Raw genomic sequence first — 23,844 nt, forward strand, 5'->3', positions numbered from 1 at the left:
AGCGATGATGCAGCAGATTTATCCGGCCGCACAGCATAACTATAGTTATGAGCTTAATAAGGATTTTCACTTTGCAGCTGCTCACTTCGTACCGAGTGAAGAGGCTGGAAAATGCCAGCAGCTTCATGGCCATACGTATTATGCGAATGTAACAGTTGCAGGCGATGAGCTTGACGAGGCAGGTTTTCTTGTCAACTTCGCCATAATTAAAAGGTTGATTCATGATCGTTTTGACCATTCTTTGCTTAATGACGACTACGAACACTTTAGCAATGTGTTGCCCGATCGTTTTCCTACGACTGAAGTGGTAGCACGAACGATTAGCGACATCGTTCAGCGCCATTTGGATGGTACTGTAAATCGTCCGCAATGCGTTCAAGTCTTTTTGCGTGAAACGCCGACGAGCTATTGTATTTATCGTCCGAAGCGGGAGGCGGTCTAATGATGAAATCCAATAAACGAATTCCTGTAATGGAAATATTCGGCCCTACGGTCCAAGGAGAAGGTATGGTAATTGGCCGGAAAACGATGTTTGTTCGTACTGCTGGCTGCGATTACAGCTGCTCTTGGTGCGATTCGGCATTTACTTGGGACGGCAGCGGCAAAGAAGATATTCGCATGCTGACAGCATTTGAAATGATAGAGCAATTAAAAGAAATAGGTGGAAATGCGTTTGAGCATGTGACGATTTCCGGCGGCAATCCCGCACTGCTCCCGCAGCTGGGTGAATTTGTTGATGAGCTCCATAAACAAAACATCAGCGTTGCACTGGAGACACAAGGGAGTCGTTGGCAGGACTGGTTTTGGTCGATTGATGAGCTCACTTTGTCGCCTAAGCCGCCGAGCTCTGGCATGAAGACAGACTGGTCGAAGCTCGATGAAATCGTGTCCAACCTGAATCGGAAATCAACTAGTTTTTGCTTAAAAACAGTCGTTTTCGACGAGGATGATCTAGAGTACGCGACATACGTTCACCTCAGGTATCCAATGGTTCCATTTTATTTGCAGGCAGGCAATGGAAACTTGCAGGAAACAGAGCCGCAGCTCATGCTTCCTTATTTATTGGAGCGTTATGAATGGCTGATCGAGAAGGTTATGCCGAATCAGGATTTAAAGCGGGTGCACGTTCTGCCGCAGCTTCATACCTGGGTATGGGGCAATAAAAAAGGCGTTTAATTCAAAACAGCTGAGAGAGGCGGAAACGAGCATGGAAGGAAGAAGCAAAGAGGAGCTGAGCGGTGTGACGCTGCTAGGCAATCAAGGAACACAATATTTGTTTAACTACGCACCGGAAATTTTGGAGGCCTTTGATAATAAGCATCCGAATCGCGATTATTTCGTGAAATTCAATTGTCCGGAATTTACGAGTCTTTGCCCGATGACGGGACAGCCGGATTTTGCAACCATTTATATATCATATATTCCAGGTGACAAAATGGTAGAGAGCAAGTCGCTTAAGCTGTATTTGTTCAGCTTCCGCAATCACGGTGATTTCCACGAGGATTGCATGAACATTATCATGAATGATTTAATTGCGCTGATGAGTCCAAGATATATAGAAGTTTGGGGCAAATTCACACCTCGTGGCGGCATATCCATCGATCCGTATTGCAATTATGGCCAGCCTGGCACAAAATATGAGCAAATGGCTGAGCATCGTCTCATGAATCATGATTTGTACCCAGAGAAAGTGGATAATCGTTAATTTAGAATTGCAGCTCAAATTAGTAAAAGAGATACATTTATGATAGATTTTTCTGAATTGCCCGACTAAGGTCTAGGTGAATTTCATGCCTGAAGTCCATTTCAATTATTCTATTAAAGTCTATACTTAGTTTAGAGTTATTAGAGAATAGGTGGACAAACGATGATTAAAAATGCGATTTGTATGTCTGTACTGCTTTGCACCATAGCATCTGCATTAACGAACTTTGGAGTATCTCCCGTTCGAGCGCTTGCAGCTCCAAGCGCGTCACAAGCTGAATATATTAGTATAGATAATATGATTGAGCCCTTCTTGTTGCAGCCAAAGCAGGATGAAAAGGCATGAAGGCTGTTTTAACACAAGCCTAAACTTGCATGAACGCATGACTAATTAGTAAACGCCGCGACCTATATGGAAGCGGCGTTTGCTGTTTCTAATAGAATACAATCAGCTCAAGCGCTGTCTGTCCCTATAAGCAAAATGATTGGTTGGGCCATGTCCGCTCCCAATCCCCAGCTTATCTTCAATAGCGGCTTGAATGAAGGCTTTGGCAGTTCTTATAGCTTCAAGTACAGGTTTGCCTTGAGCAATTTCTGCAGCAATCGCAGCGGAGAAAGTGCATCCAGTGCCGTGAGTATGCTTAGTGTCGATACGTTTGCTTTCCAAATATACAAATTGTTCTCCATCGTAGATGAGATCAACGAGCGGTTCGCTGCTTGAACCGTGGCCGCCCTTAATGACAACATAGCGGGAGCCCATCTGATGCAATATTCGGGCCGCTTCCTCTCGATCGCTTAACGTCCGGATCGGGATTCTTGCGATAAGCTCAGCTTCTGGAATGTTAGGAGTCGTTATAAGCGCGAGCGGCAGCAAATACGTAATCAGTGTCTGAATAGCTTCTTGCTGAAGCAGAGATGAGCCGCCTTTCGCCACCATGACAGGATCAATGATGAGATTATGCCAGTTATATTGCTTTACTTTCATTGCAACGATCTTTATAATCTCTGCGCTGAACAGCATGCCTGTCTTAACTGCGGATGGCTCCAGATCCTCGCCGATCGAATCGAGCTGGCAGCTAACAGCCTCAGCATCCAGCGGGTAGATGCCCTGAACGCCAAGCGTATTCTGCGCAGTCACTGCGGTAATAACCGACATGCCGTAGGTGCCGAGCTCTTGAAATGTTTTTAGATCAGCTTGAATACCTGCGCCGCCGCCGGAGTCCGAGCCTGCAATCGTAAGTGCTTGATATCTTCTCATCCGTGCATCTCCTTCGAAAGAGTAGAATTAATTTACAAGTTTGAAAAAGCATCCTCAGCCTTTATATTGTCTGGCAGCAAGTCGTTATCGACGAGCCAATCCCTAACATTAGACCAAGAAGCAGGCTCCTGATATCCAAATGATTGCTTCCCTGCATCCATGAGAGGCAGAAGAATGTCCAAGCTTTTTGTCTCGATTTCTTGATCGAGAGGGGAGGTCTGGTTCTCATGCTCAAATAAAATCGACAACGATTTTTGTTTATTTTCAGCTACAAATTGTTGACCCTCCGTAATGGCTGCGATGAAGCTTTTGAACAACGCCTGCTTCTCAGCTAGTCCTTGATCACTTGCTACAAGCACAAGCTCGTAATAATCCGGCACGCCAAAATCAGTTGGGTTTATCGCCGTCATGGGATGCCCTTCCTTGGCAAGCAGCAATTGCTCATGATTAATAAATCCACCGATGATCGCATCTACCTTATTGGTTGCTATAGCCGGAATAAAGGAAAAACCAACGTCAATCATTTCCACATTTTGCGGGTCGCCGCCGTCATGCTTAATCATGGTGCGCATCATTGCTTCATACAGAGGGATGGAGGAGAAGCCGACCTTTTTACCAACAAGTTCCTTGGGTGATTTGGCGCTTCCGCCTTCTGGTACCATTAGATGATTAAGTGGATGCCTGACGATTGCTGCAATGGATTTAACAGGAATTTCCTCGCCGCGAGCCATCAATACCTGTGGCTGGTAGCTGAGCGCCAAATCAACCTTGCCGGCAGCCACTAGCTTCAATGCATCATTCGTATCCGCGGGCATTTGAATGTTGACCTGTAAACCATGCTTCGCAAAATAACCGTTTGTTTGAGCCGCATAGAGGAAGGAATGCACCGCATTTGGATACCAGTCGAGCATAATGCTAATAGTCTGAGGATTCTGTTTTGCCGTAGTGTCCTCGGGTTTGTTTTCAGTTGGGACAGCGTTGCTGCTGCACCCGTTAAGTACGAGCAGCAGAGAAGCAAGCATCGGAATAATCCATTTCATTTTTGCTTTGATGATCATGTATTGAACCTCTTTCTCTTTAGTATTGATTTCTCCAATAGGACAATGGCAGCAAATAATAAGATGCCAATGAGGGATAGCAGAAAAACGGATGCAAACATGGAGTCGGCGTTCAAATTGCTGGACATTCGGCGACTATAGTAGCCTAGGCCTTCACTGCCTCCAAGCCATTCACCGATGGTGGCGCCTACAACGCAATAAACGATCGATAACTTAAGTCCTGAGAAGAAGGACGGTAGGGCGATGGGGACTTGTATTTTTCTGAAAATACCCCAGCGCGTTGCTCCCATTGTGAGCAGCAGCTCTTCATATTCGCTACCGCTTTTCTTAAGCCCGTCATAGGTGCTCACAACGATAGGGAAAAAAGCAGTCAAAAAAACAACAGCGACCTTGCTCCAAATCGTATAGCCAAACCACATAATGAAAATTGGAGACAGAGCGATAAGCGGGATGGTCTGACTGATGACGACAAACGGGTACAGCGCCTTCTCCAGTATTCGGAAAGTGTGCATGCCTGCTGCGAGCGTAGTCCCAATAATAATCGACAATAGAAAACCGAGGGACACTTCTTTAAGCGTAGCCAGCAGATGGTTGCCAAGCAGCAGATGGCCATCTTCGATTAATGCCTGAGCTATTGAGCTAGGTGACGGCAGTATGTAGGGTGGAACCAATCCGAGCTGTACGACCGCTTGCCAAACGAGCAGTAAGCTAATGAGCAGCAGTATGAATAGTCCGTAATGGCTCAGCCACTGGTTAATTAGAGGTTTGCGCATGCAGTCTTCGCTCCAAATCTTGCCGCAGCTTGATGAAGTCGGGTTCGTAATTTTGCTCATAGTGTCTTGGTCTCGGCAAAGGAACGACTATTTCCTGTATCCCTTGCGCCTCGTTAGCTGCACTTGGCAATAAATAAATGCGGTCGCTCAGCAATATCGCTTCCTCAAGATCATGTGTGATAAAGAGTACTGTTTTTCCAAGGTCGCTCCACAGCTCTAGCAGCCACTTATGCATACCGCGTTTGGTCATGGCGTCAAGCGCGCCAAACGGTTCGTCCAGCAGCAGCAGCTCTTGTCCGGTTACTAGTGTGCGCAGAAAAGCTGCCCGCTGTCGCATGCCGCCTGACAACTCGTCAGGGTAAGCTTGTTCATAGCCTGCCAGTCCGAAGCGCTCTAGCAGCTCCAAGATTTGGATCGTGTTATAATGGGGATTGCTGCGTGTCATCTCAAGTGGAAGCAGACAATTGCCGAGTATTGTTCTCCATGGCAGAAGAAGATCCTTTTGCGGCATATAAGCAATCTTGCCGAGACGATTGGGGGCAGGCTTGCCATACAGCCTAATTTCGCCTAGGCTAGGCTGAAGCAATCCAGCCATGAGCTTAAAGAGCGTGCTTTTGCCTGAGCCGCTAGCACCGATGATAGAGACAAACTCACCTGAGTAGGCTTGAAGCGAAAGATTAGACAGTATAGATGTTTCAGCAAGCTTGTCGTAGGTGTAGCTTACTTGGTGAAGTGAGATTATAGCTGTAATACGCATCCCTCCGTAAACAAATAAAGACCCACCCATTTCCGAGGGGAAATGAGCGGGTCTAACGATCACACAAGGCTTGCGCGCATGAATGAATGCTTTGCTGCTCCACTTCCCTCCGCTGGAATGATCCAGATCAGGTTCCAAGGGTCCGGAGCAGATGCTCCATCTCAGCCGTTAGGCTCCCCTAGTGAAATAAATAGGTTTATATGCAATTTGTATTTTTTCTACTATAGCATACACTGGATAGATGTAAACCATAATTATCCGAAAAGGCGTTGGACAAATGAAAAATTTACTCGTAACGGGCTACCGAGCGCATGAGCTTAATATTTTTAGCCAGAAGCATGAGGGCATTGTTTATATAAAAAAAGCGCTGAAAGGCAAGCTGGTTCCGCTTATAGAAGATGGGCTTGAGTGGGTGATTACCCCGGGCCAATATGGCGTGGATTTGTGGGCGTGCGAGGTCGTTATTGCGCTGAAGGAAATTTATCCTCATTTGAGACTTTCAATTATTTCGGCATACAGCAATCCGGAAGAGAAATGGAAGGATGATAAAAAGGAGTTTTATCAGCAGGTTTTAAAAGGGGTCGATTATTACGCTTCGGTCAGCAACCAGCCGTATAATGGCATTTGGCAGTTTACGGCTAGGGACGAGCTGCTGTTTCGGAAAACGGACGGTATTTTGCTCGTTTATGATGAGGATGCAGGCGAGGGCAGCCCCAAGTTTTTTAAAGAAAAAGCGTTAAAGAAACAGCAGGCTGAGGGCTATGGTTATTTCAGCATAAGCTCGGAGGACATTCAGAGCATTGCGGATGATGACAACCTGTATTCGGAAAATTAACGATGCATGGGAGTTGAGTAAGAGGAGTTTATTTCATGCTGGCAGGCAGAGACCTGTCAGCTTTTTTTATGCGCAAAGCTGACAGTTTGTATTTTCGAGATTATTGTGTTTGACAAATAATAGGTGGCGTATTATTATCTGATTAGATAAACATCTAATTAGACGAAAGTTAAATTTGTTTGGTGGAGGAAGAGGTGGCGAACGGTGCAATTAGATAAGGTGGTAGCCTATCATAAGGCATTATCCGATCCGACGAGAATTAAATTGTTGATTATGCTGGCTGAAGGTGAGCTTAACGGACAGGTGCTCGCAGAGAAATTAGGCGTGACGCCTGCTACGATTACGCATCATGCAACCAAATTAAGAGAGGCCAGCTTAATTAATGAACGCAGAGAGAAAAATACGATTTATTTTTCGCTGAACCATTATTTTATTAAGAGCAACGCTAATGCGGCGGCGGAGCTCATTTACCGGAATGCAGGTGCAGAGAAGGGAGTGGACAACATGGAGGATAGCAATAAGAAACTGAAGGATTCAGTCATCCGCAACTTTTTTACAGCTGAGGGTAAGCTGAAGCATATGCCGGCTCAGCATAAGAAAAAATTGATCGTGCTTCAGCATATGGTTTCTCATTTGACGAGAGGGAAACAGTATACAGAGAAGGAAATTAACGAATTTATCAAAGGTTATCATGATGACTTCGCGACCATTCGCAGAGAGTTCATTATGCATCAGTTGATGTTTAGAGAAAATGATATATACGAATTGAATCCGCAAGAAATATGGGCGAAGTGGGAGATTCTTTCGTAAGCGGAAGTTGTTTTTGATAATAGCGGACATCAGATGCCTTATTTGCTTTATTCCTCTTCTATTGGCCGTGGTTGCGGACATGAAGGCCGTTATTTGGCTCTAATCGTTATAAAAGGCTACGATTTCTGCCAGATAACGGACTCTATGTCCGTTAGAATCTAATTTGGCTTTTAATATTGCAAATAAGGGCTTCTATGTCCGTTAGAAGTAAATATGAACTCATCGAGCGGTGATTGTGCTTACGCGTCATAAAGGAAAAGTAATTTTTTTATCGAATTTTTTTAATCATACGAAATGGAAATAAGCAGGACCTGGGGGCTTGGGAGATGGGGAAGGCTGATGGGATTTACAATCAATTGGTAGCGGATATTTTTGAACATGGTAATTGGGACAAAGATCAAGCTGTTAGAACCAAATGGTCTGATGGTACGCCTGCCTACACAAAAAGCTTAATTTCTAAGCAGCTAACATTTGAAAATACTGAGGTTCCTATACTTACAACAAAAAGAGTAGCGTGGAAATCTGCCATTCATGAAATGTTATGGTTTTACGTAAAGCGAACAAGCGACTCCACTTATTTGGATGAACATGATGTGAAGATATGGAGAGAATGGACCAATTCTAATCATAATATCGGCAAGGCATACGGATATCAATTGGGAAAACCAATTATGCTAAAAGGCAAAATTACAAACCAAGTGCATCATTTGATTGATCAGCTCATCCAAAATCCTTCATCAAGGCGGCATGTCCTATCGCTCTGGAATATTGATGACCTTGATCAAATGGAGCTATATCCATGTGTTTGGAATAACCAATGGCTCATTAAGCAAGGAGCTCTTCATCTCATCGTAAATGCAAGGTCCAACGACATTGGCTTAGGGCATCCATTTAATGTGTTTCAATATTATGTTTTACAACGAATGATCGCTCAGGTGACAGGATATAAACTAGGGACACTAACGTTTAATATTAATGACGCTCATATCTATGAAAGACATGAAGAACCATTAAAGGAGCAAATGTTGCGTGAGCCATATCCTGCTCCTGAGCTCTGGATAAATCCAGAAATCAAAAGATTTGATGATTTTACAATTCATGATTTTGAATTAAAAAATTACATATACCATCCATCTGTTAAGATGGAGATTGCGATTTAAATGGGAACATTAGGGAGTCGTAATGTGAAGAAGATTACTTTGTTGTTATTGCTTGCAGCAATAGGAATAGTTGTAATTTTTCAAATTCAAAAGCCTATCCTAAGCGAATACAATGCTATGATCAAAGCAAAAGAATATGTGGACATCGTAAATGAAAAATTGAATTCTAAATTTGACACTGAGATTAATGCAAAGTATGTTGTCCTAGAGAAGAATACGATTTGGAACAAATTGTTGGGCAATCAACAATGGTCTTCTATGATTGATGGTGTCGTTGTAAATGTAGATGCTCATTCGGGGGAGTTTGTTCAAATGGTATTTCCTTTGGATGGCGTCATCAACAAGCTTCCAGAGTAAACATGTAGTAACATCTGAAGGATATCTGAAAGATAAAGTACATAATAAGAGTGGATTACAAAAGGAGCGAATACATATGGCGTTGGCAGAAGGTACAAAAGAAAACCCATGGAAATTAAAAACACCCCCTCAGACATCTAAATATGAAATGTATAAGGATGAAAAAGATGGTAAAGAAATTTTAGTATGCACAGTTGGGAAGACGGTCTTGCATTATGATTTCCGCTGCATTGATGACTTAAGCGCGATGCTCAAACAACATGGTGACTGGATTGAGCTTGGCAGCGCCGATGAGCAGAAGCCTGCTAAAGAGGGTACTGTTGAAGCATGGGGACGCTCGTCTGAAAACCCGATTGGCGGCTGGTATGGATTGAAAAAAGGGTTGCGCGGCAGATTCGGAATGTATCTTCCACCATTAATGGAGAAGCTGGGACTTGCAGAAGTAGAGCATAATCCAAGGAATAATCGGATGAAGTCCATTTAATCGCAGTGGTGTGAAAACTTGAAATGGGACGAGAACCATACAATCCTATTGTGAATGATTATTGAGTTCGAGTGATTGGCTGCCGCAATGGCAGCTTTTTTTTATTGTAAGAGTGATTGAGAACTTACAAATATTTGTATATATTTATTTAAAAAGAATGATTAGGAGGGTTATTCCTTGACATCCTCACATTTGAAACCCGATAAACTAAAACCCGGAGATACCATTGGAATTGTTTCACCATCCTCGCCGGTTGCTTTTTATTGCCCTAACAGATTGAATCGTGGAATAAATGCTTTAGAAAATATGGGATTTAAAGTAATTACAGGACAGCATAGCAGGAAGAGAACAGGTCACACGGCTGGCAGCCTAAATAATCGTTTGGATGATTTTCATCATATGATTCGAGACCCGGATGTAAAAGCAATTATTGCTACAATCGGGGGATACAATTCACATCAACTGCTTGAAGAATTAGATTATTCGCTCATTAGCAGCCATCCAAAAATTATAATGGGGTATAGTGATATCACTGCACTTCTAGCAGGCATACATGCGAAAACAAATCTTATTACATTTATGGGACCCGCTATTATGCCGCAATTTGGAGAATTTGGTGGACTCATTGATTTTACATACCATTCCTTTGTAAGAACGCTAATGAAAGATACACCAATAGGAATGATTGACTCCAGCGATCATTGGACAGAGGAACATTTAAGCTGGGACATTGACGATTCACGCCCAAGAGCGACCGCCCCTAATACAGGCATGAAGATTTTAAAGCCAGGGCATGCGAGAGGGCCTATACTAGCTGCGAATATGGGTACACTTCTCCTGCTGGCAGGTACACCTTATTTACCAAGCTTCGAGGGCAAAATTTTGTGTCTAGAAGACGACGAGAGTGAGCAGCCAAGTACAATTGATAGATATGTTACACAATTTCGCCAGATGGGTATTTATGATCAAATTTCCGGTCTGATTATTGGAAGATTCCATTCAAATGTAGGATTTAATGAAGAAGATTCATTGCAAGAGCTGCTACAAAATGCAACGAGAGGATATGATTTTCCGATCATATATGATGCGGATTTTGGCCACACGGACCCTATGATTGTACTTCCGAATGGTGTTATGGCAAGTTTGCAAGCCACTGAGGAACGAGGGATACTTTTTTCGATTGAAGAATCCGCCGTGCAATAATAAAATCTACTATATGTCATTTATTTCAGTACATGATATTGTGAATATTATTTTGGACAGAGATCAGCTGCTGTTTTAAACTAGAATAGAATTCAAACGATAATTTGGAGGGTAAAATATGAAATTAGAAAATGAAAAAGAGATCCTGACAATCGTTAATTCAGATGTTACAGCTTCCAGCTTCAAAAATGTTCGGGCGGAGCAGGTCACGCTTAACTGTTGTAATCTTAGCGGTATGAATATGAATGATGTGAATTTAACGGGACTACATATCTCTGATGCTAATTTGAGTGAGTTTGTCATTGACGGTGCACAGTGGGGCGGAGCCCATTTTCGCAACATTGGATTCGGTAATCCAAATCAGCCTGATGTTGAATTCAACAGAACACCTGTGCAATTAACTAATTGTAATTTACATCAAAGCGTGTTTACGGATTGCAATTTGAAGAATGCTAAATTGGACAACTGCGATATTTCTGGTTTAACTATAAATGGAATTGATATCGAAAGTTTAATTAAACAGTTTAAAGCTATGGAGCAAAAATAAAAATAAATCAACTTTATCCAGCGAGGCACGATCACTTAAAGCCGTAAAAAGTTCGCCAACAAGGCAGCCTTTTGCGGTTTTTTTTAGAATCAATGGGATGAGTTTTGCTAACGGACATAGGATACGTTATGGCTGTGAAAAGGAGGATAAATATAACTTTTGAAGCTGAATAAGGTCCTCTATGTCCGTTAGTTTGCAAAAAAGGGTGAAAATGTAGCAAATAGAGTACCTGATGTCCGTTAGCAAAGCAACATTGATCTAAATTGTCACGTCTCTATAATATCTGATCGAAAAATAGGAGGAGAGCAGCTATTCGAAACCATATTTTAACTGCTTTGCCGATTCATTTGTTGGCATGGGCAATGATTCTTGCGGCAATGTTATTTGATCCATTTCAATGGTTTTTAAACCCGATCGTTAATAATACTCCAGCTTTTTTAACCGTTTCAAGATGGTTGGCTCAATCATTATTCATAACGGGCCTAATTGGCTTTTCCATATATAAGTTAAGAACGAGCCCCCAGCTGTCAAGAAAAGATTTGAATGTAGTTTCTGTACATGTTTTATTTTCTATTGTTCATATTGCAGTCGTTAGTGCGGGTATTTTTATAGCGGTCGGCTTTGAAGATTTATAGTAAATCACTATCGTACATAAGCAAATAGATGCTGCGAATTAAATGTATTTCTGTATGAAGGCTGCCGAAGGGCAGTCTTTTTGTATTGTTAGGTCGGCCTGATTGAGCAGAAAATGATGACTAAATAAAGCCGATATTTCGAGTACTACGTAATAGAGCTACACGAATCCATAAATCTCTTATAAAGTGGAGTAATCGAAGGTAAGTTAATGATGGAAGGAGAGATAACGTTGAGTATAAAGTCCAATAAAGATGGTTTTGAGCTATTGGCATGCCTGCCTATGAAAGAGGATGAGCTCAGAGAGGATGTACCTTTGGCGGGATCATACGCGGTAATCAACTGTGGCGAGCGATTTCTTATTTGTTTTAACAAATGGAGACAACAATGGGAAGTACCCGCAGGGGGAAGAGAGGAAGGGGAAACACCGAGGGAATGTGCAAGCAGAGAGTTATTCGAAGAAACATCACAAATCGTTAATGACTTCGAGTTCATCGGGTTGATAAAAGTGAAGAAGCCTAATGGAGATATCAAATATAATCCCATTTATTATGCTAGTGTAGATAAGCTCGTCCCATTCCAAGCAAATGAAGAAACTGAGCAGATCGTACTTTGGGATTTAATTGAAGAAATTGGTCATATGGACGAAGTCGACAAAGCAGTTCTTGAGTGGTGCAAGGTTATCTCTGCTAAAGGTAAAAACGAATGAAATATTGTATGACAAAATAACGATGACAACCGAGCAAAGAAAAACTTAATAAATAAAATATATTTATTGACACTTTCATTTTTTAGCTGGTATACTATGGAACATTACTCATACCCGATTAAAAACATCGGAATTAGAAACATGGAGGCAATGTTCATGAAAAACACAAAAGCATCATACACAAAACTGCTAGTAGCACTCCTCTTATCTTTCTCTGTTATCTTTACACAATCAGCAGCCTTTGCGGCTCCGTCTGAAGCAGCGGCACTAAAGGAAGATGGCGCAGCACAGTATAAGCAGTTTTTGAAAGAAAAATTTAATGTCAGCCTCTCCAGCAAAGTGACGAAGGGTGAATTCATTGAAGCAGTAGCTGATATTCTTGGTTACGAGCCATCAGGCAAAGAGGTCACTTTCTCCGATGTAAAGTCAGATAACAAGCTTTATCCTGCAGCGGCGGCTTTGTATGAGAAAGGCATTTTGTCTGGCCCGGCCATTCAAGGCGATCAAGTCCTTACAAGCGCTGTAGCGATTTCCATTGCGGTAAGAGCAGCAGATTTGAAGGAGCTTGCTTATACATACCCGGCTGTTAAAGTAAACAAAGTACTAACGAAGCTGAACGTTAAAAGCAGCGTGCTTGGCACAAAAGGTGCGCAAGAAGTTGCAGCAGCAGTAGATACAGGCTTGCTGCCAGCTGAATTTTACACAGGCTTCAAACCAAAAAATGCAGCAAGCGATCAATTGATCCACACATTGCTTGGTAAAGTGCTTATTACAAAAGGTCTTTACAAAAAGTATATCGGTTATGTTAACGACAACGATATTTTCCAAAAGCTAAGCAGCGCTTACGAAACTTCTGATATTATCGATGCGCCTAAGCTGCAAAAGCTGGTAAATACTGCTTTGGAGCAAAGCTTGATCACAGGCTACAACATCAAGGACTCCCGTTTCAATGCTAACTTCATCGATTCTTTGTCTCTGATTTATGGTCATTCCGATTTTAATCACGCGATTCAGCTTATTGGTTTGCTTCGCAGTGAAGGCCTAAATGCGAAAGTGCAATTTGAGCCAAAAACATCCGCATTTATTTTTCTAGCAGAATGGGGCAATCCTGGTCCAAACGTAGTTAAAATTGCAAATGGCAACTATATTTCGTATTCCAAAGAGTATGACCTTGAATTTGAATTTGCAACTGCGGCAGATAAAGCAGCTTTCCAAGATGTTGTTCTAGCTTATGCGAAGAAAGATGAAGAGGATCAAGCGGGGCTTATCGTTGCATCATGGTGGCAGCCGCTCTACTACTCACAAACTGCACTAAAGGATTATGAAATTATTACGAACAACTTTATTACAGATCCAGACAGCCCTTATACAGTTAACCCGTTCTCGCTTAATGAGGATTCTGCGAAGGTCGTTGCAGGATTTAAAGCCATTGATCCTAATGTCAACATTACGCCTACTCAATTTTGGGTAGATAAGCCATTCTTTAGATATTTGCATAACGAAGCGGCTTAATAAGATTATTTGGCAAAATAGTTACGATGAAGCAGCCCTGACCATCATTGATGGTTAGGGCTGCTTTGTGTTATCGTTCAAGAAAAGGAGCTGGTATTTGATGACTGCAATTGCGCATGCTTTGGAAGCAAAGTTCAGGGAGCACGCCAATCCGGAGACGGCTCAGCCTATGGAGGCTTACATGCGTGGCCAATTTATTTTTCTTGGCCTAAAGACTCCAGAGCGAACGCAGCTGCTGCGCGAGTTTTGGAAGCAAAATGAAAAGCCAAAGGGCGAGGAGCTGCTGCAAACGGCAGAGCAGCTATGGCAGCTGAACGAGCGAGAGTTCCATTATGTGGCGATGGGTTTGATGGAAAGATACAGCAAAGAGGCCGAGCCTTCACATATCGACAGGCTGGAGCGGTGGGTAACGACCCATTCTTGGTGGGATACCGTTGATTTTCTGGCAGCACATTTAGTCGGCAGTCAGCTCTCGAAATATCCGGAATTAACAGCGGAGTATACGGAGCGCTGGATCGATTCAGATCAGATGTGGCTCCGGAGAACTGCTTTGTTGTTTCAGCTTAGGTACAAGCATGATACGGATACAGATCGGTTATTTGACTACATACGCCGCACGAAGGACGAAAGCGAGTTTTTCATTCGCAAAGCGATCGGCTGGGCGCTTAGAGAATATGCAAAAACCGATGCAGCCTGTGTGCATCGGTTTGTAGAAGAAACGCCGCTCTCGCCGCTTAGCAAGAAAGAGGCGTTAAAGCATATCGTTTAGCTTAACGTTGATTTGACTCATCGAGCCGCTGCTTTGAAGAGAAATAGTACAGCCACGATGCTGCAATGGCGAAGGCGGCAATGACGCCCATTCCCCAAAATATATTTGAAAATGCGCGGCCAAGCGGAACACTGCTTTGTGCCGCGAGAACGATACCGCTAATCGCTACGCTGAAAGCACCGCTAATGAATTGCGACAGCTGGAATAAGCCCATTCCAGCACCTACATGCTCACTTGGTAAAATTCTTGACAGCTCGTTCGAAACGCCCGAGTTTAACGCGGAGAAACTAACGCTCATCACGATATAAATTGCCATGACAACGTAGATGGATTGATCCGCGAACAAGGCGAAAGAAACAGCAGCGAGCAAGAGAAAGCAAGGAGTTAGCCGAAGCAGCAAGCTGTTGCCGTGTTGATCAATGATTTTTCCAATGCGATTGGAGGAAAGCATAGCTACAATGGCTCCCGGAAAAATAATGAGACCTGCTTGACCTGGTGTCAGCTTGAACAGGTGAATAAGCACCTGAGGCAGCAGAAAAAGTGTGGAAAAATTGTTAATGTAAGATACAACACCAAGTGTAATCAGACGAATATACCTTTTATTGCGGAACAGAGTAGGCTGAACAAAAGGATTTACTGCACGATTAATTCGTATCCAGAATAAGATTAGTGCAAGTATTCCGCCAATAAGAGCAATTAAGAAATGGTTCGTAATATAGAGCAGAACACCTGTGGAGCCAATTCCGACAAGCGCGGCACCGAGGATATCGAAGGACCCCTTGTTCGATGCTTCAACCGGCAGCAGTCGATAAAACACAGGAATGAGTAAAAGTGAGATTCCGGTAACGATAAACAGATCGTTCCAGCCTAAATATTGTGTTATAGCACCGCCGATGACGGGGCCTAAACCAAGGCCGAGTGAGGCAGCCGAAGTAATGAGTGCCATGGATTTGCCCCGGCGAGCAAGTGGAATGAATCGTGTAATGAGCACGATGGTTAAACTAAGGACGGAGCCCGCTCCGCAAGCTTGAATAAGGCGCGCGACAAGCAGCAGTACATAATGATGACTAAAATAACCAAGCACTGATGCGCCGCCCATGGCGATTAAGCCAATCGTGAGCAGCAGACGAATCGGAACAAAGTCAGAGAGTCTGCTGTAGGTAATCGATGAAATGGCAAAAATAATGGAATAACCCGTTATGATCCAAGAAGCTGCCGATGGGGATAGCATAAACTGAGCCGTTACTTGGGGCAAGGCCAGATTAAACATCATCGTATTCATGATCACAATAATTACGGTTAAACCTAGCAGCGGGATAACGAGACCGTCTCTAAAGGCGGGCCGCTCCTCGGTGAATAAGGGTGGGGCAGTAACAGCGGCACTGTTTCTCATATAGAACCTCCAAAGTTGTCTCTTTATCTATTTTCATTGTACGAATATTATCGTACAATGAAAATATAGCATGAGCTATGGTATAATGCAATAAGTACTTAATGAGAGAGGTGCGAATGCCTTTGAAGATATTATTCCATCCCAATCGTGAGGATATTGAGCTTACTTCTGTTTTATATGCATTAAGTGATCCTATTCGGCTTAGCATTGTTGTCGCTATTGTTAAGCATGGCGAGCAGTCCTGCGGCCACTTTGATCTTCCTGTCGTTAAGTCTACAATGACGCATCATTTCCGTACATTGCGTGAAGCGGGTATAGTGAATGTTAGAAAGCAAGGCACCCAGCATTTTTTGACGCTGCGCACTGAGGATCTGGATGCTCGCTTTCCAGGCCTGTTAACGGCCATTCTTCAACCGGCTTCTGTATAGACGAAAGTAAGGACTATTTCTTTTCTCGCCCATATACGCTAAAATAAGGCTGTACTTTGGCAACGAGAGAAGGAACAACTGTGGGTACACGCAAAGGCTTAAAACTTCGATTCGTCTTGGGACTGTTCGTAATCGGCTCTGTTATCTTAACCGCCATCATCGGCGGTTATTTTGCATGGACGACAAATAAGACTTCACTAACGTCGGGTTATTTGGAAAGCAATTATCAATATGCGCAAAAGCTGTCCTCTAATACGAAAGAATTATTGGATATTATTGGAAATAATGTTGATGCCATAGCTGCAAGAGCAGGTATACAAAATATATCGCAAAAGGAATTGGATAGCTGGTACGATGCGAATGAGCAATATTTTAATGCGATTATCATTGTGGATTCCAATCGTAAAGTGATGTTATCTAGTTTGTCAAGCGGAGGAGTCAAGGCAGGGGCAGTGCTGAACTCTTACGCATCGAAGCAAGCGGTTGAACAGAAAAGACCGCTTATTTCAGAGCCTTATGTGGGGACAACAACGAACCAGCTTCTTATGCTAATTTCTTCACCCATATTTAATGAACAAGGCGAATATGAAGGTTTTGTAGCTGGAACCATTTATTTGAGCGAGAGCAACGCGCTTAGCAAATTGCTCAACGAACATTTTTACGGAAACGGCTCTTACGTCTACGTAGCAGATAAGCAAGGCCGCCTTATTTTCCATCCAGACCATCAGCGAATTAATGAAAAAATTGCTTCAAATGAGGTTATTAATAAGGCATTAGCTGGCCATAGCGGATCGCAGGAGATCGTTAATTCAAAGCAAAATCGTTATTTTGCGGGTTTTGCGAACGAGTCGATAACCGGTTGGGCAATCGTAGCACAAACGCCTGCTTCAATTATTGATAAGCCGTTAAATGAATTGATATGGAGTATACTGCTGCAATTTCTCCCGTTATTTATCGTAATCCTGCTGCTTGCGTGGTATGTTTCCCATTTAATATCGAAGCCTCTATTTGAACTAGCTGCTTTCTCAGAGGAAGCGATTTTATCAACAAAGGCGATACGTTCCAAAATGCCCAAAACAAATTCTTACATCTATGAAGTGAGACAGCTTAATCAAAGTATAAATAACCATTTTAATTTACTGAACAAGGAAATTCGATTGGATGGGCTTACGGGACTTGCGAATAGGAAAACATTTGATTTGACCATTCAGGAGTGGATCGCCGAGGATATACCGTTTGCGCTTATACTGCTGGATGTTGACCATTTCAAAAAAATTAATGATCAGCACGGGCATCTTATAGGAGATGAAGTATTAATCTATACAGCTGCGCAAATAAAAGCATTTTCCAGAAGTCACGATCTTAGCTTCCGCTACGGCGGTGAAGAGTTTGGCATACTGGTTAAGCTAGGAAGCATTCCTACGGCAACCAATATTGCGGAGCGGCTTAGAGAAGGAATCGCTGCTGGCACGAGTCCGACTGGCAGTCCAATCTACGTTTCAATCGGCATTTCAATGTCGAGTGGGAAGGGGAAGGACGCGAAGGAAATAATTGAAATGGCGGATCAAGCGCTTTATCGCTCGAAGGAAGCGGGCAGAAACCGAACAACGGTTTACGACAATAAGCCATTAAGCGGACGAGAGGATTAGTTGTTCGGTTAAGGCTGCTCTGCTCCATACGCCATTCATCCCAAATAGAAAATCATACTGGTTTGTTTAACAGTACTCTAAAGCAATATAACGTTCCCCACATATTTGAGTGAATGGCAGTAGAGCTGGGCGTCGCCTCAAATTCGCCGCCATATGTGAGTCCTGCAGATTCGGCGGCGCGTTTGAGCTGCTGCAAGTCAACTGTCGGATAATCGAAGGTTAGCGCGATCCGGCCTCCTGGTTTCACTGTTCTAGCGAATTCTTTTAAGCTGAGGTCCTGATCTACATGCCTTAGATGCTCAAGCACAGAAATACAGAAGATGATGTCAAAATAATTATCCTCATAAGGCAGGTCAGTTATACTTGCCTGAGCATATTGAACCTTGGACCAGCCCTGATGGTTGGTTATTAACTGGAGAGCTGGCTGTCCTACGTCCTGAATAACTTCCTGAGAAATAGCCTCCCACGAGCTAATGCGCGCATCGAAATCGCAAGCATGCACTTCCTTGCAAACGCCGCCCAAATAAAATTTTAATGGGTGCGAAATGCCGCAGGCTGCATCCAGTACGATATCATTTGGTGAAATGAGCGATCGGCACCATTCATACTCATAGGGACGGCTCCACCAGGTTTCAGGCAAAGGATAGATAAGCGTATCTCTCCTTGGATCAGTCGATGTGAAGAAGCGTGCTTCTTCGCGGCTGTGCTCATTTGGATTTAACATGAGTTATTTTCCTCCCGCAAACGTGATTATATGGCAAGTTCACATGCAAGGCTCATTTTACAAGCTTATGATGCAAGGGAAAGATTATGTATTTTATGTGTTTGTATGATGGAAAAAGGGGTTGAATGGATGGGTGCGTCATTCTCATTTCAGACGTTTCCGCGAATAGAGACGGATCGTTTTATTTTGCGAAAAACAGAGCAGCGGGATGTGCATGAATTGTTTGAGCTCTATTCCAATGATGATGTTGTCAAATATACACCGCTGCTGCCTTTCTCGGCAGAAGACGAGGCATGGCAGGAAATGAATTGGCATTTGGAGATTTATGCTCTACAAATAGGCATCAGATGGATAATTGAAGAGAAGAGCTCGGGTAAAGTAATCGGCACCTGTGGGTTTTTACATTATTTGAAGGAGCATGCGCGTACGGATTTAGGTTATGATCTATCTCCAAGCCACTGGCGGAAAGGGATTATGAGTGAGGTAGCGGCTCCCATTATCGCTTTTGGCTTCAACAGCATGAAGCTCCATTGCATCGAGGCAAAGGTAGATCCGTCAAACACTGCATCGATCAACCTGCTCTGTAAGCTCGGTTTCAAACAAGATAGTCAGCCAAGGGAATTTGAGTTTGAGGATGGGAATTTTATTGAGCTGCTTGTATTTACGATGCTGCGCAAGGAGTTTGAATTATTGCACGCACGTTAGCGTCTTTCGCAAAGGACGTTTTCATCGTATAATAGAAGGTAGCGAGCCGCAGGAAGCTAAATGTATGCTTGCTCGGCGGTGCTGCTTTATAATACTTTTTTTGGGAGGCATTACTAATGTCTATTAGCAAGGCGAGAAAAGCAAGGCAGAAGCTGGCGCAGCAAGGGCGCATGACACCGGATGCACTGAGGGGCAGCTGGCTGGGCGTCAATCCAACGATCAAACGTACATCTACTTTGCAGGAGAAGCAGGCGAAGCTGAATAAGAAACACCGAAGGAATCACGCGAATTACAGCGATGGTTCCTTTTGTATTTATAGGGGTTGTTTGGTTTGGGAGAAGCAGGTTAGTTGACTTTGAATTTCGTGATTTTACTATGGTAATATGAAGACGTACATAATGAAAGCATGTTGCATTACATTGGGTTTGGTAAAAATTGATTTATGCCTATGTCATGCAACGGATACGAATCAATGACTCGCAAACAGTCGTGCCAAGCAGGATTAAAAGTTAACTTTTGGGTAATAGTAAATTAACTTGCATCAAATCCTCGCTCCTCGCTATAATAAGAACAAACGTTCTTATTTGGAGGGGTGGCAATGGCCGCTAAAGAGGAAGAAGCCCGCGGAAAAGTCAGAATGGCAGCTAATCCACCGATACAGACCGAGGAAGAGCTTGTGCTGGTGAAGCAGTACGTTTTGCTTGGCATTGTTATGCGTATTTTGGATCATGATATACGTGTGATCGGCACTTCAGCCATTAAACTGCCGCGGTTTTATGAATCGATGATGCGCGGCATGCAGGATCGGGTGCTGCTTGACCTCGCTGGAATTAGAAGGAAATTCCGCGAAACAGGAATAAAGGTGTATGAGGAGAAGCGCGAAGCCGATGGTTTGCATGCCGAATATGTGTGCAGAGGGTACCATCATCGTTTTTTTATGCTGTGGGGCTTTGTAAAAGCGGAGTCTGAACGGGTGTTAAAACAGTATTTGTCCAGCTAATTTTGTAATTGTTCATGGTTTTGTCAAAATAACAAAAAAACTTTTCAGCTTTCCGTAGTTTAAGGTTGAGAACTTCGGACGATCTTATGTAATATAAGAGGTAGACATTATGATCGCAAAGGGGAGCACATAGCAATGCATAAGTGGATTATGTTTACTGTATTCGCAGCGGCGTCTTTGCTGGGCTTATATTTGCTCACATTCGCACTGCCAGCTAAGCCGGTTGATGAGTCTGCCTCGTTGCCAGAGGGCATGACTTTATTGAAGGTTGTAGCGTCCAACGATTTTGTATTTGATCAAAAAGAGTACAAAGTTAAAGTTGGAGACAAAGTTAGACTAAAACTTTCCAACAAAAGCGGTATCCACGGGATGCATATTGACGAGCTTCAAGTAGCTTTGGATAACGATCACCCGGAAACAGATTTGGAATTTAAAGAGCCAGGTACTTACAGAATCTATTGTTCCATTCCATGCGGTCAAGGACATACAACGATGGAATCGACTTTAGTGGTTGAAGCAGCCTAGTGCGTAATTGATTCATGTTCTGTAGAAATGAGAAAGGAGCCGAAAGGCTCCTTTTTGCCTAAAATAAAGCTATCGTGCTGAACGAGGATGATGCTCTTTATCACGACTGCGTACGATAAGCACGTCGGCGAGAAAGCCAAGCAGCGCCCATGTAGCAACAGTAAGCACATACATGAGCAAGACGTTAACCTCGTGCACGTCAACAAATAAATCAACGACCCATGCGGGAATGCTAAACATGAAGAAAACAAGATTGTGCGGGTCGTAACCCGTGGAGTTGAACAAGCAGATAGCTAGTCCAATGATTGTTGCAACAATTGTAACCGGATAGCGCATAACGTACACCGAGCCCCTTCGTGTTAAAGATTGCCGTAATGCGACTGCATAGGTTATTATGTGACAAATAGACAAAAGTTATGCGTCAATATTAGAGGAGGAACTAAATAATGCTTACTCATATCGTATTTTTTAAATTAAAAGATGGCAGCGCAGAGAGCGTAGCGCGTACCGCACAAGTGCTTAGGGATATGGAAGGGCAAATCGAAGTATTAAAGTCGATTGAGGTTGGCGTGGATGTTGTGCATTCGGAGCGTTCTTACGATATCGCTCTTATTACGAAGTTCGAATCTTTGGAAGCGCTAGAAGTGTATCAAGTGCATCCTGTACATAAAAAAGTTATTGAACACATGATGCAAGTTCGTGAAGCTTCCGTCAGCGTTGATTTTGAAAGCTGAGAGGCAGGTTGAGCAGTTATGAGCGACATGAGGGATGTATACGAAATATTTACTTATTTGCTTGTTATCATATTTAGCAGCATTATTATGGTGGCGTGGCTGAAACGCAAAGGGAAAAAAAAGAAGCAAGGCTGAAAGCGGGCGAGTGATTGATGTATTATGTGAATCGTGAACAAATAGCGGTAAGGTTGAATTCGATTACTGAAATTGCTTCGGCGCTGGACTCGCTTGCCGCTAATTGGCAGGGAACGGTGCTGGAGGGGCTGGCGCAGGAAAGAGCGCTGCATCTGGCTATTGAAACCGTAACAGATGTTGGCAGCTTCTTGATCGACGGGTTTATTTTGCGGGATGCGAGCAGCTATGAGGACATCATCGATATTACTGGCGAGGCAGGCGCGTTTCCGCTTGAAATGCAGGCGACGCTGACGGAGCTGGTGAAGCTTCGGAAGCCGTTAGTGCAGGACTATTATGTTTGGCCGAGAACTGAGCTTCATCCGCTTACGAAGACGCTTACTACTCTGCTGCCTGCCTTTAAGCAATCGATTGATGATTATTTAGAACGCGAGCTGTAGGCGTTTTTGCTATTTGCATGTAAACCATTACGATTGCAGAGCAAGCATAGATTATGACTTTATGATTGTTTTACGCTTGATTTACGAAAAACTAAAAATACGTTACAATGACGCTATCAAGCCTGCAAAGGTGGTGAAGGGTTGAAGCGGATGAAAACGGCAAGTGCATCAGATATAACGGCAGCTTCGCGCGGCGATCATTCCACGCGAGAGCGCATATTGATGCTGCTGAAAACAGGTGGCAGATTGAATGCTGGTTCCTTGTCAAGCGAGCTCGGACTAACGGAAATGGCAATCAGGCGGCATATGTATGCACTAGAGAGCGAAGGCAGCGTGAATATCGTATCGGTGCGGCAAGCCATGGGCAGACCGCTCCATGCGTATGAGCTGACAGCTGAGGCGGATGAGCTTTTCCCAAAAAATTATCATATGCTCGCACTCGACTTGCTGGGCGAGCTCGCTGATGACCCGGATACCGCAGCGCTTATTGACCGGATGTTTGATGGACGCAAGAACAAGCTGCTCGAGCGTTATGAGCCGCGGATGGCGGGCAAGAGCTTGGAGCAAAAGGTGAGTGAGCTCGCAGCGATTCAGAACGCTGGAGGGTATATGGCTGAAGTGGAACCACAAAGCGATGGCAGCTATATGTTGTATGAGTATAATTGTCCGATTGCTCAAGTAGCCGGCAAATATTTGCAAGCTTGCAAATGTGAGCTCTCCTTGTTTAAATCGCTGCTTGACGTGCCTGTTGAACGAACGGAATGTTTGGCGAAGGGCGGCGGCAAGTGCAGCTACCATATCGGTTGATGAAATAAATAGAGGTTGTCTTTGCAAATCGGAGAAGATTTGCTGAGGCAGCCTTTTTTTATTGCCAATGTGGAGAAAGCAGTGATGCTTTATCATTTTTATTTCGGTTGTGTCATGACAAGCCCATGCTGCTTATACTGTCATTACGCAAGTGGGCATTCGTCTAGGAGCATATACGTATGATCCTGCAATTGATAGAGGAGGAGGGATGCAGGCATGGTCATGATGTGGAGCGCAGCGGTAGTTGCTGGAGCATTTGTCATTCTAGTTGGCGGTATACTCATTGCCTTGCGGTCGGCGCTAAGCAGAGTGAAGCAAGTGCAGGCTGAAGCGGAGGTTATGAGGCAGGACCTCAGTAAGTTATCCGCTGAGATTAGCGGGCTTGTGCAGCCGACCGAGGAAGCGATTCGCGCGGTACACCGTCAGCTGCAAGCCATGAGCAAGCTATTTGAAGCGGCAGGGCAGGTCGGCGGAGCAATTGCCCACACGACATCGACGGTTGAGCGGGTAACGTCTATATTATCGGAGTCGGCTGAGCAGCATGCGAAGCGGCACGAGACGAAGCGGCAAGTCGGTGAGGCGCTTGAATGGGCAGAGCTAGGGATGGCGGCATGGCAGCTGTGGCAAACTAGCCGAAAGGCAGCAACGACTGCCGAAGATGAGCATGGACCTGTATTCGAATCGGAATCTTAAGTCAAGGTGCTAAGGTCGAAGAGCACGCTAAACACGAAAGGAGCA

31 protein-coding genes and 1 riboswitch are annotated in these 23,844 nt (G+C 43.8%); of the genes, 24 read left to right on the top strand and 7 right to left on the bottom strand.

The features are described 5' to 3' along the window. Nucleotides 1-4: 4 nt before the first annotated feature. From queD to AC1DOV_RS11765, 4 genes are all read left to right on the top strand, one after another. A complete protein-coding gene (gene queD, locus AC1DOV_RS11750; protein WP_477550021.1) occupies nucleotides 5-442 on the top strand; it encodes a 6-carboxytetrahydropterin synthase QueD in 438 nt (145 codons plus the stop codon). Further along, complete coding sequence (gene queE, locus AC1DOV_RS11755; protein ID WP_477550022.1) at nucleotides 442-1,176, top strand: 7-carboxy-7-deazaguanine synthase QueE; 735 nt, start codon at nucleotides 442-444, stop codon at nucleotides 1,174-1,176. The genes queD and queE overlap by 1 nt, the downstream gene beginning before the upstream one ends. A gap of 31 nt (nucleotides 1,177-1,207) precedes the next feature. Then, nucleotides 1,208-1,705: a preQ(1) synthase gene (queF, locus tag AC1DOV_RS11760; RefSeq protein WP_339203627.1), complete on the top strand. Its 498-nt coding sequence runs from the start codon at nucleotides 1,208-1,210 to the stop codon at nucleotides 1,703-1,705. A gap of 162 nt (nucleotides 1,706-1,867) precedes the next feature. Beyond that, nucleotides 1,868-2,050, top strand: a complete 183-nt coding sequence (locus AC1DOV_RS11765) for a hypothetical protein (RefSeq protein WP_076266766.1) — start codon at nucleotides 1,868-1,870, stop codon at nucleotides 2,048-2,050. A 102-nt stretch (nucleotides 2,051-2,152) separates the two neighbouring features. On the opposite strand, the gene thiD is transcribed toward AC1DOV_RS11765, so the two are convergent. The 4 genes from thiD to AC1DOV_RS11785 are packed head-to-tail and all read right to left on the bottom strand — an operon-like array spanning nucleotide 2,153 to nucleotide 5,550. Continuing rightward, nucleotides 2,153-2,962 carry a bifunctional hydroxymethylpyrimidine kinase/phosphomethylpyrimidine kinase gene (gene thiD / locus AC1DOV_RS11770; RefSeq protein WP_477511303.1) on the bottom strand — a complete coding sequence of 270 codons (810 nt, stop codon included), beginning with the start codon at nucleotides 2,960-2,962 and terminating at the stop codon, nucleotides 2,153-2,155. Nucleotides 2,963-2,994: 32 nt separating this feature from the next. After that, nucleotides 2,995-4,020: an ABC transporter substrate-binding protein gene (locus tag AC1DOV_RS11775; protein ID WP_477511302.1), complete on the bottom strand. Its 1,026-nt coding sequence runs from the start codon at nucleotides 4,018-4,020 to the stop codon at nucleotides 2,995-2,997. After that, on the bottom strand, nucleotides 4,017-4,793 hold the full coding sequence (locus tag AC1DOV_RS11780) for an ABC transporter permease (protein WP_441880975.1): 777 nt from the start codon (nucleotides 4,791-4,793) through the stop codon (nucleotides 4,017-4,019). Before AC1DOV_RS11780 ends, AC1DOV_RS11775 begins: the two co-directional genes overlap by 4 nt. Next, nucleotides 4,774-5,550, bottom strand: coding sequence for an ABC transporter ATP-binding protein (locus AC1DOV_RS11785; RefSeq protein WP_477550023.1), 777 nt, complete (start codon nucleotides 5,548-5,550; stop codon nucleotides 4,774-4,776). The genes AC1DOV_RS11780 and AC1DOV_RS11785 overlap by 20 nt, the downstream gene beginning before the upstream one ends. An 87-nt stretch (nucleotides 5,551-5,637) precedes the next feature. Next, a riboswitch (TPP riboswitch) is annotated at nucleotides 5,638-5,740 on the bottom strand. Nucleotides 5,741-5,827: 87 nt separating this feature from the next. On the opposite strand from AC1DOV_RS11785, the gene AC1DOV_RS11790 reads away from it, so the two are divergent. The 10 genes from AC1DOV_RS11790 to AC1DOV_RS11835 all read left to right on the top strand — a co-directional run bounded on the left by AC1DOV_RS11790 (nucleotide 5,828) and on the right by AC1DOV_RS11835 (nucleotide 14,569). Further along, a complete protein-coding gene (locus AC1DOV_RS11790; protein WP_477550024.1) occupies nucleotides 5,828-6,385 on the top strand; it encodes an SLOG family protein in 558 nt (185 codons plus the stop codon). A 204-nt stretch (nucleotides 6,386-6,589) separates the two neighbouring features. Further along, nucleotides 6,590-7,195, top strand: coding sequence for a DUF2087 domain-containing protein (locus tag AC1DOV_RS11795; RefSeq protein WP_441913093.1), 606 nt, complete (start codon nucleotides 6,590-6,592; stop codon nucleotides 7,193-7,195). A gap of 326 nt (nucleotides 7,196-7,521) precedes the next feature. Then, nucleotides 7,522-8,355 carry a thymidylate synthase gene (thyA, locus tag AC1DOV_RS11800; protein WP_477550025.1) on the top strand — a complete coding sequence of 278 codons (834 nt, stop codon included), beginning with the start codon at nucleotides 7,522-7,524 and terminating at the stop codon, nucleotides 8,353-8,355. Continuing rightward, nucleotides 8,356-8,712, top strand: a complete 357-nt coding sequence (locus AC1DOV_RS11805; RefSeq protein ID WP_477550026.1) for a hypothetical protein — start codon at nucleotides 8,356-8,358, stop codon at nucleotides 8,710-8,712. It begins immediately after the preceding gene. Between the two features lie 76 nt (nucleotides 8,713-8,788). Further along, on the top strand, nucleotides 8,789-9,196 hold the full coding sequence (locus tag AC1DOV_RS11810; RefSeq protein ID WP_477550027.1) for a DUF6855 family protein: 408 nt from the start codon (nucleotides 8,789-8,791) through the stop codon (nucleotides 9,194-9,196). A 177-nt stretch (nucleotides 9,197-9,373) separates the two neighbouring features. Further along, the gene (locus tag AC1DOV_RS11815) at nucleotides 9,374-10,399 is read left to right on the top strand and encodes a S66 family peptidase (protein WP_477550028.1); all 1,026 of its coding nucleotides are present in this window, start codon (nucleotides 9,374-9,376) and stop codon (nucleotides 10,397-10,399) included. A 118-nt stretch (nucleotides 10,400-10,517) separates the two neighbouring features. Continuing rightward, a complete protein-coding gene (locus AC1DOV_RS11820; RefSeq protein ID WP_441880979.1) occupies nucleotides 10,518-10,946 on the top strand; it encodes a pentapeptide repeat-containing protein in 429 nt (142 codons plus the stop codon). Between the two features lie 865 nt (nucleotides 10,947-11,811). Then, complete coding sequence (locus AC1DOV_RS11825) at nucleotides 11,812-12,288, top strand: NUDIX domain-containing protein (protein ID WP_477550029.1); 477 nt, start codon at nucleotides 11,812-11,814, stop codon at nucleotides 12,286-12,288. Between the two features lie 156 nt (nucleotides 12,289-12,444). Next, nucleotides 12,445-13,800: a hypothetical protein gene (locus AC1DOV_RS11830; protein ID WP_477550030.1), complete on the top strand. Its 1,356-nt coding sequence runs from the start codon at nucleotides 12,445-12,447 to the stop codon at nucleotides 13,798-13,800. 100 nt (nucleotides 13,801-13,900) lie between these two features. Beyond that, nucleotides 13,901-14,569: a DNA alkylation repair protein gene (locus tag AC1DOV_RS11835; RefSeq protein ID WP_339203612.1), complete on the top strand. Its 669-nt coding sequence runs from the start codon at nucleotides 13,901-13,903 to the stop codon at nucleotides 14,567-14,569. A gap of 1 nt (nucleotide 14,570) precedes the next feature. On the opposite strand, the gene AC1DOV_RS11840 is transcribed toward AC1DOV_RS11835, so the two are convergent. Next, nucleotides 14,571-15,962, bottom strand: a complete 1,392-nt coding sequence (locus AC1DOV_RS11840) for an MFS transporter (protein WP_477550031.1) — start codon at nucleotides 15,960-15,962, stop codon at nucleotides 14,571-14,573. Between the two features lie 122 nt (nucleotides 15,963-16,084). Between AC1DOV_RS11840 and AC1DOV_RS11845 the strand changes: the two genes are divergently transcribed. After that, nucleotides 16,085-16,390, top strand: a complete 306-nt coding sequence (locus AC1DOV_RS11845; RefSeq protein WP_475449684.1) for an ArsR/SmtB family transcription factor — start codon at nucleotides 16,085-16,087, stop codon at nucleotides 16,388-16,390. 80 nt (nucleotides 16,391-16,470) lie between these two features. Continuing rightward, a complete protein-coding gene (locus AC1DOV_RS11850; protein ID WP_477550032.1) occupies nucleotides 16,471-18,039 on the top strand; it encodes a sensor domain-containing diguanylate cyclase in 1,569 nt (522 codons plus the stop codon). A gap of 52 nt (nucleotides 18,040-18,091) precedes the next feature. On the opposite strand, the gene AC1DOV_RS11855 is transcribed toward AC1DOV_RS11850, so the two are convergent. Beyond that, nucleotides 18,092-18,763, bottom strand: coding sequence for a class I SAM-dependent methyltransferase (locus tag AC1DOV_RS11855; protein ID WP_477550033.1), 672 nt, complete (start codon nucleotides 18,761-18,763; stop codon nucleotides 18,092-18,094). A 129-nt stretch (nucleotides 18,764-18,892) separates the two neighbouring features. Here AC1DOV_RS11855 and AC1DOV_RS11860 point away from each other — a divergent pair, with 129 nt between their 5' ends. From AC1DOV_RS11860 to AC1DOV_RS11875, 4 genes are all read left to right on the top strand, one after another. Beyond that, nucleotides 18,893-19,468, top strand: a complete 576-nt coding sequence (locus AC1DOV_RS11860) for a GNAT family N-acetyltransferase (RefSeq protein ID WP_477550034.1) — start codon at nucleotides 18,893-18,895, stop codon at nucleotides 19,466-19,468. A 116-nt stretch (nucleotides 19,469-19,584) separates the two neighbouring features. Next, nucleotides 19,585-19,821 (top strand): hypothetical protein, encoded by a 237-nt coding sequence (locus AC1DOV_RS11865; RefSeq protein ID WP_477550035.1) that lies wholly within the window; start codon nucleotides 19,585-19,587, stop codon nucleotides 19,819-19,821. 245 nt (nucleotides 19,822-20,066) lie between these two features. Next, nucleotides 20,067-20,468, top strand: coding sequence for a YhjD family protein (locus AC1DOV_RS11870; protein ID WP_083681694.1), 402 nt, complete (start codon nucleotides 20,067-20,069; stop codon nucleotides 20,466-20,468). 135 nt (nucleotides 20,469-20,603) lie between these two features. Next, nucleotides 20,604-20,993, top strand: a complete 390-nt coding sequence (locus tag AC1DOV_RS11875; protein ID WP_441880990.1) for a cupredoxin domain-containing protein — start codon at nucleotides 20,604-20,606, stop codon at nucleotides 20,991-20,993. 69 nt (nucleotides 20,994-21,062) lie between these two features. Here the strand turns inward: AC1DOV_RS11875 and AC1DOV_RS11880 are convergent, their stop codons facing one another. Beyond that, a complete protein-coding gene (locus AC1DOV_RS11880; protein ID WP_076266782.1) occupies nucleotides 21,063-21,329 on the bottom strand; it encodes a hypothetical protein in 267 nt (88 codons plus the stop codon). Between the two features lie 110 nt (nucleotides 21,330-21,439). Here AC1DOV_RS11880 and AC1DOV_RS11885 point away from each other — a divergent pair, with 110 nt between their 5' ends. The 4 genes from AC1DOV_RS11885 (at nucleotide 21,440) to AC1DOV_RS11900 (ending at nucleotide 23,799) form a co-directional block, all read left to right on the top strand. Continuing rightward, on the top strand, nucleotides 21,440-21,727 hold the full coding sequence (locus tag AC1DOV_RS11885; RefSeq protein WP_076266783.1) for a Dabb family protein: 288 nt from the start codon (nucleotides 21,440-21,442) through the stop codon (nucleotides 21,725-21,727). A 152-nt stretch (nucleotides 21,728-21,879) separates the two neighbouring features. Beyond that, nucleotides 21,880-22,299, top strand: a complete 420-nt coding sequence (locus AC1DOV_RS11890) for a DUF86 domain-containing protein (protein WP_441881081.1) — start codon at nucleotides 21,880-21,882, stop codon at nucleotides 22,297-22,299. Between the two features lie 150 nt (nucleotides 22,300-22,449). Continuing rightward, nucleotides 22,450-23,106 (top strand): helix-turn-helix transcriptional regulator, encoded by a 657-nt coding sequence (locus AC1DOV_RS11895; RefSeq protein WP_339209688.1) that lies wholly within the window; start codon nucleotides 22,450-22,452, stop codon nucleotides 23,104-23,106. A gap of 216 nt (nucleotides 23,107-23,322) precedes the next feature. Next, a complete protein-coding gene (locus AC1DOV_RS11900; RefSeq protein WP_441913066.1) occupies nucleotides 23,323-23,799 on the top strand; it encodes a DUF948 domain-containing protein in 477 nt (158 codons plus the stop codon). Nucleotides 23,800-23,844: the final 45 nt, after the last annotated feature.

It is taken from the genome of Paenibacillus sp. 01T47 (assembly GCF_056398245.1).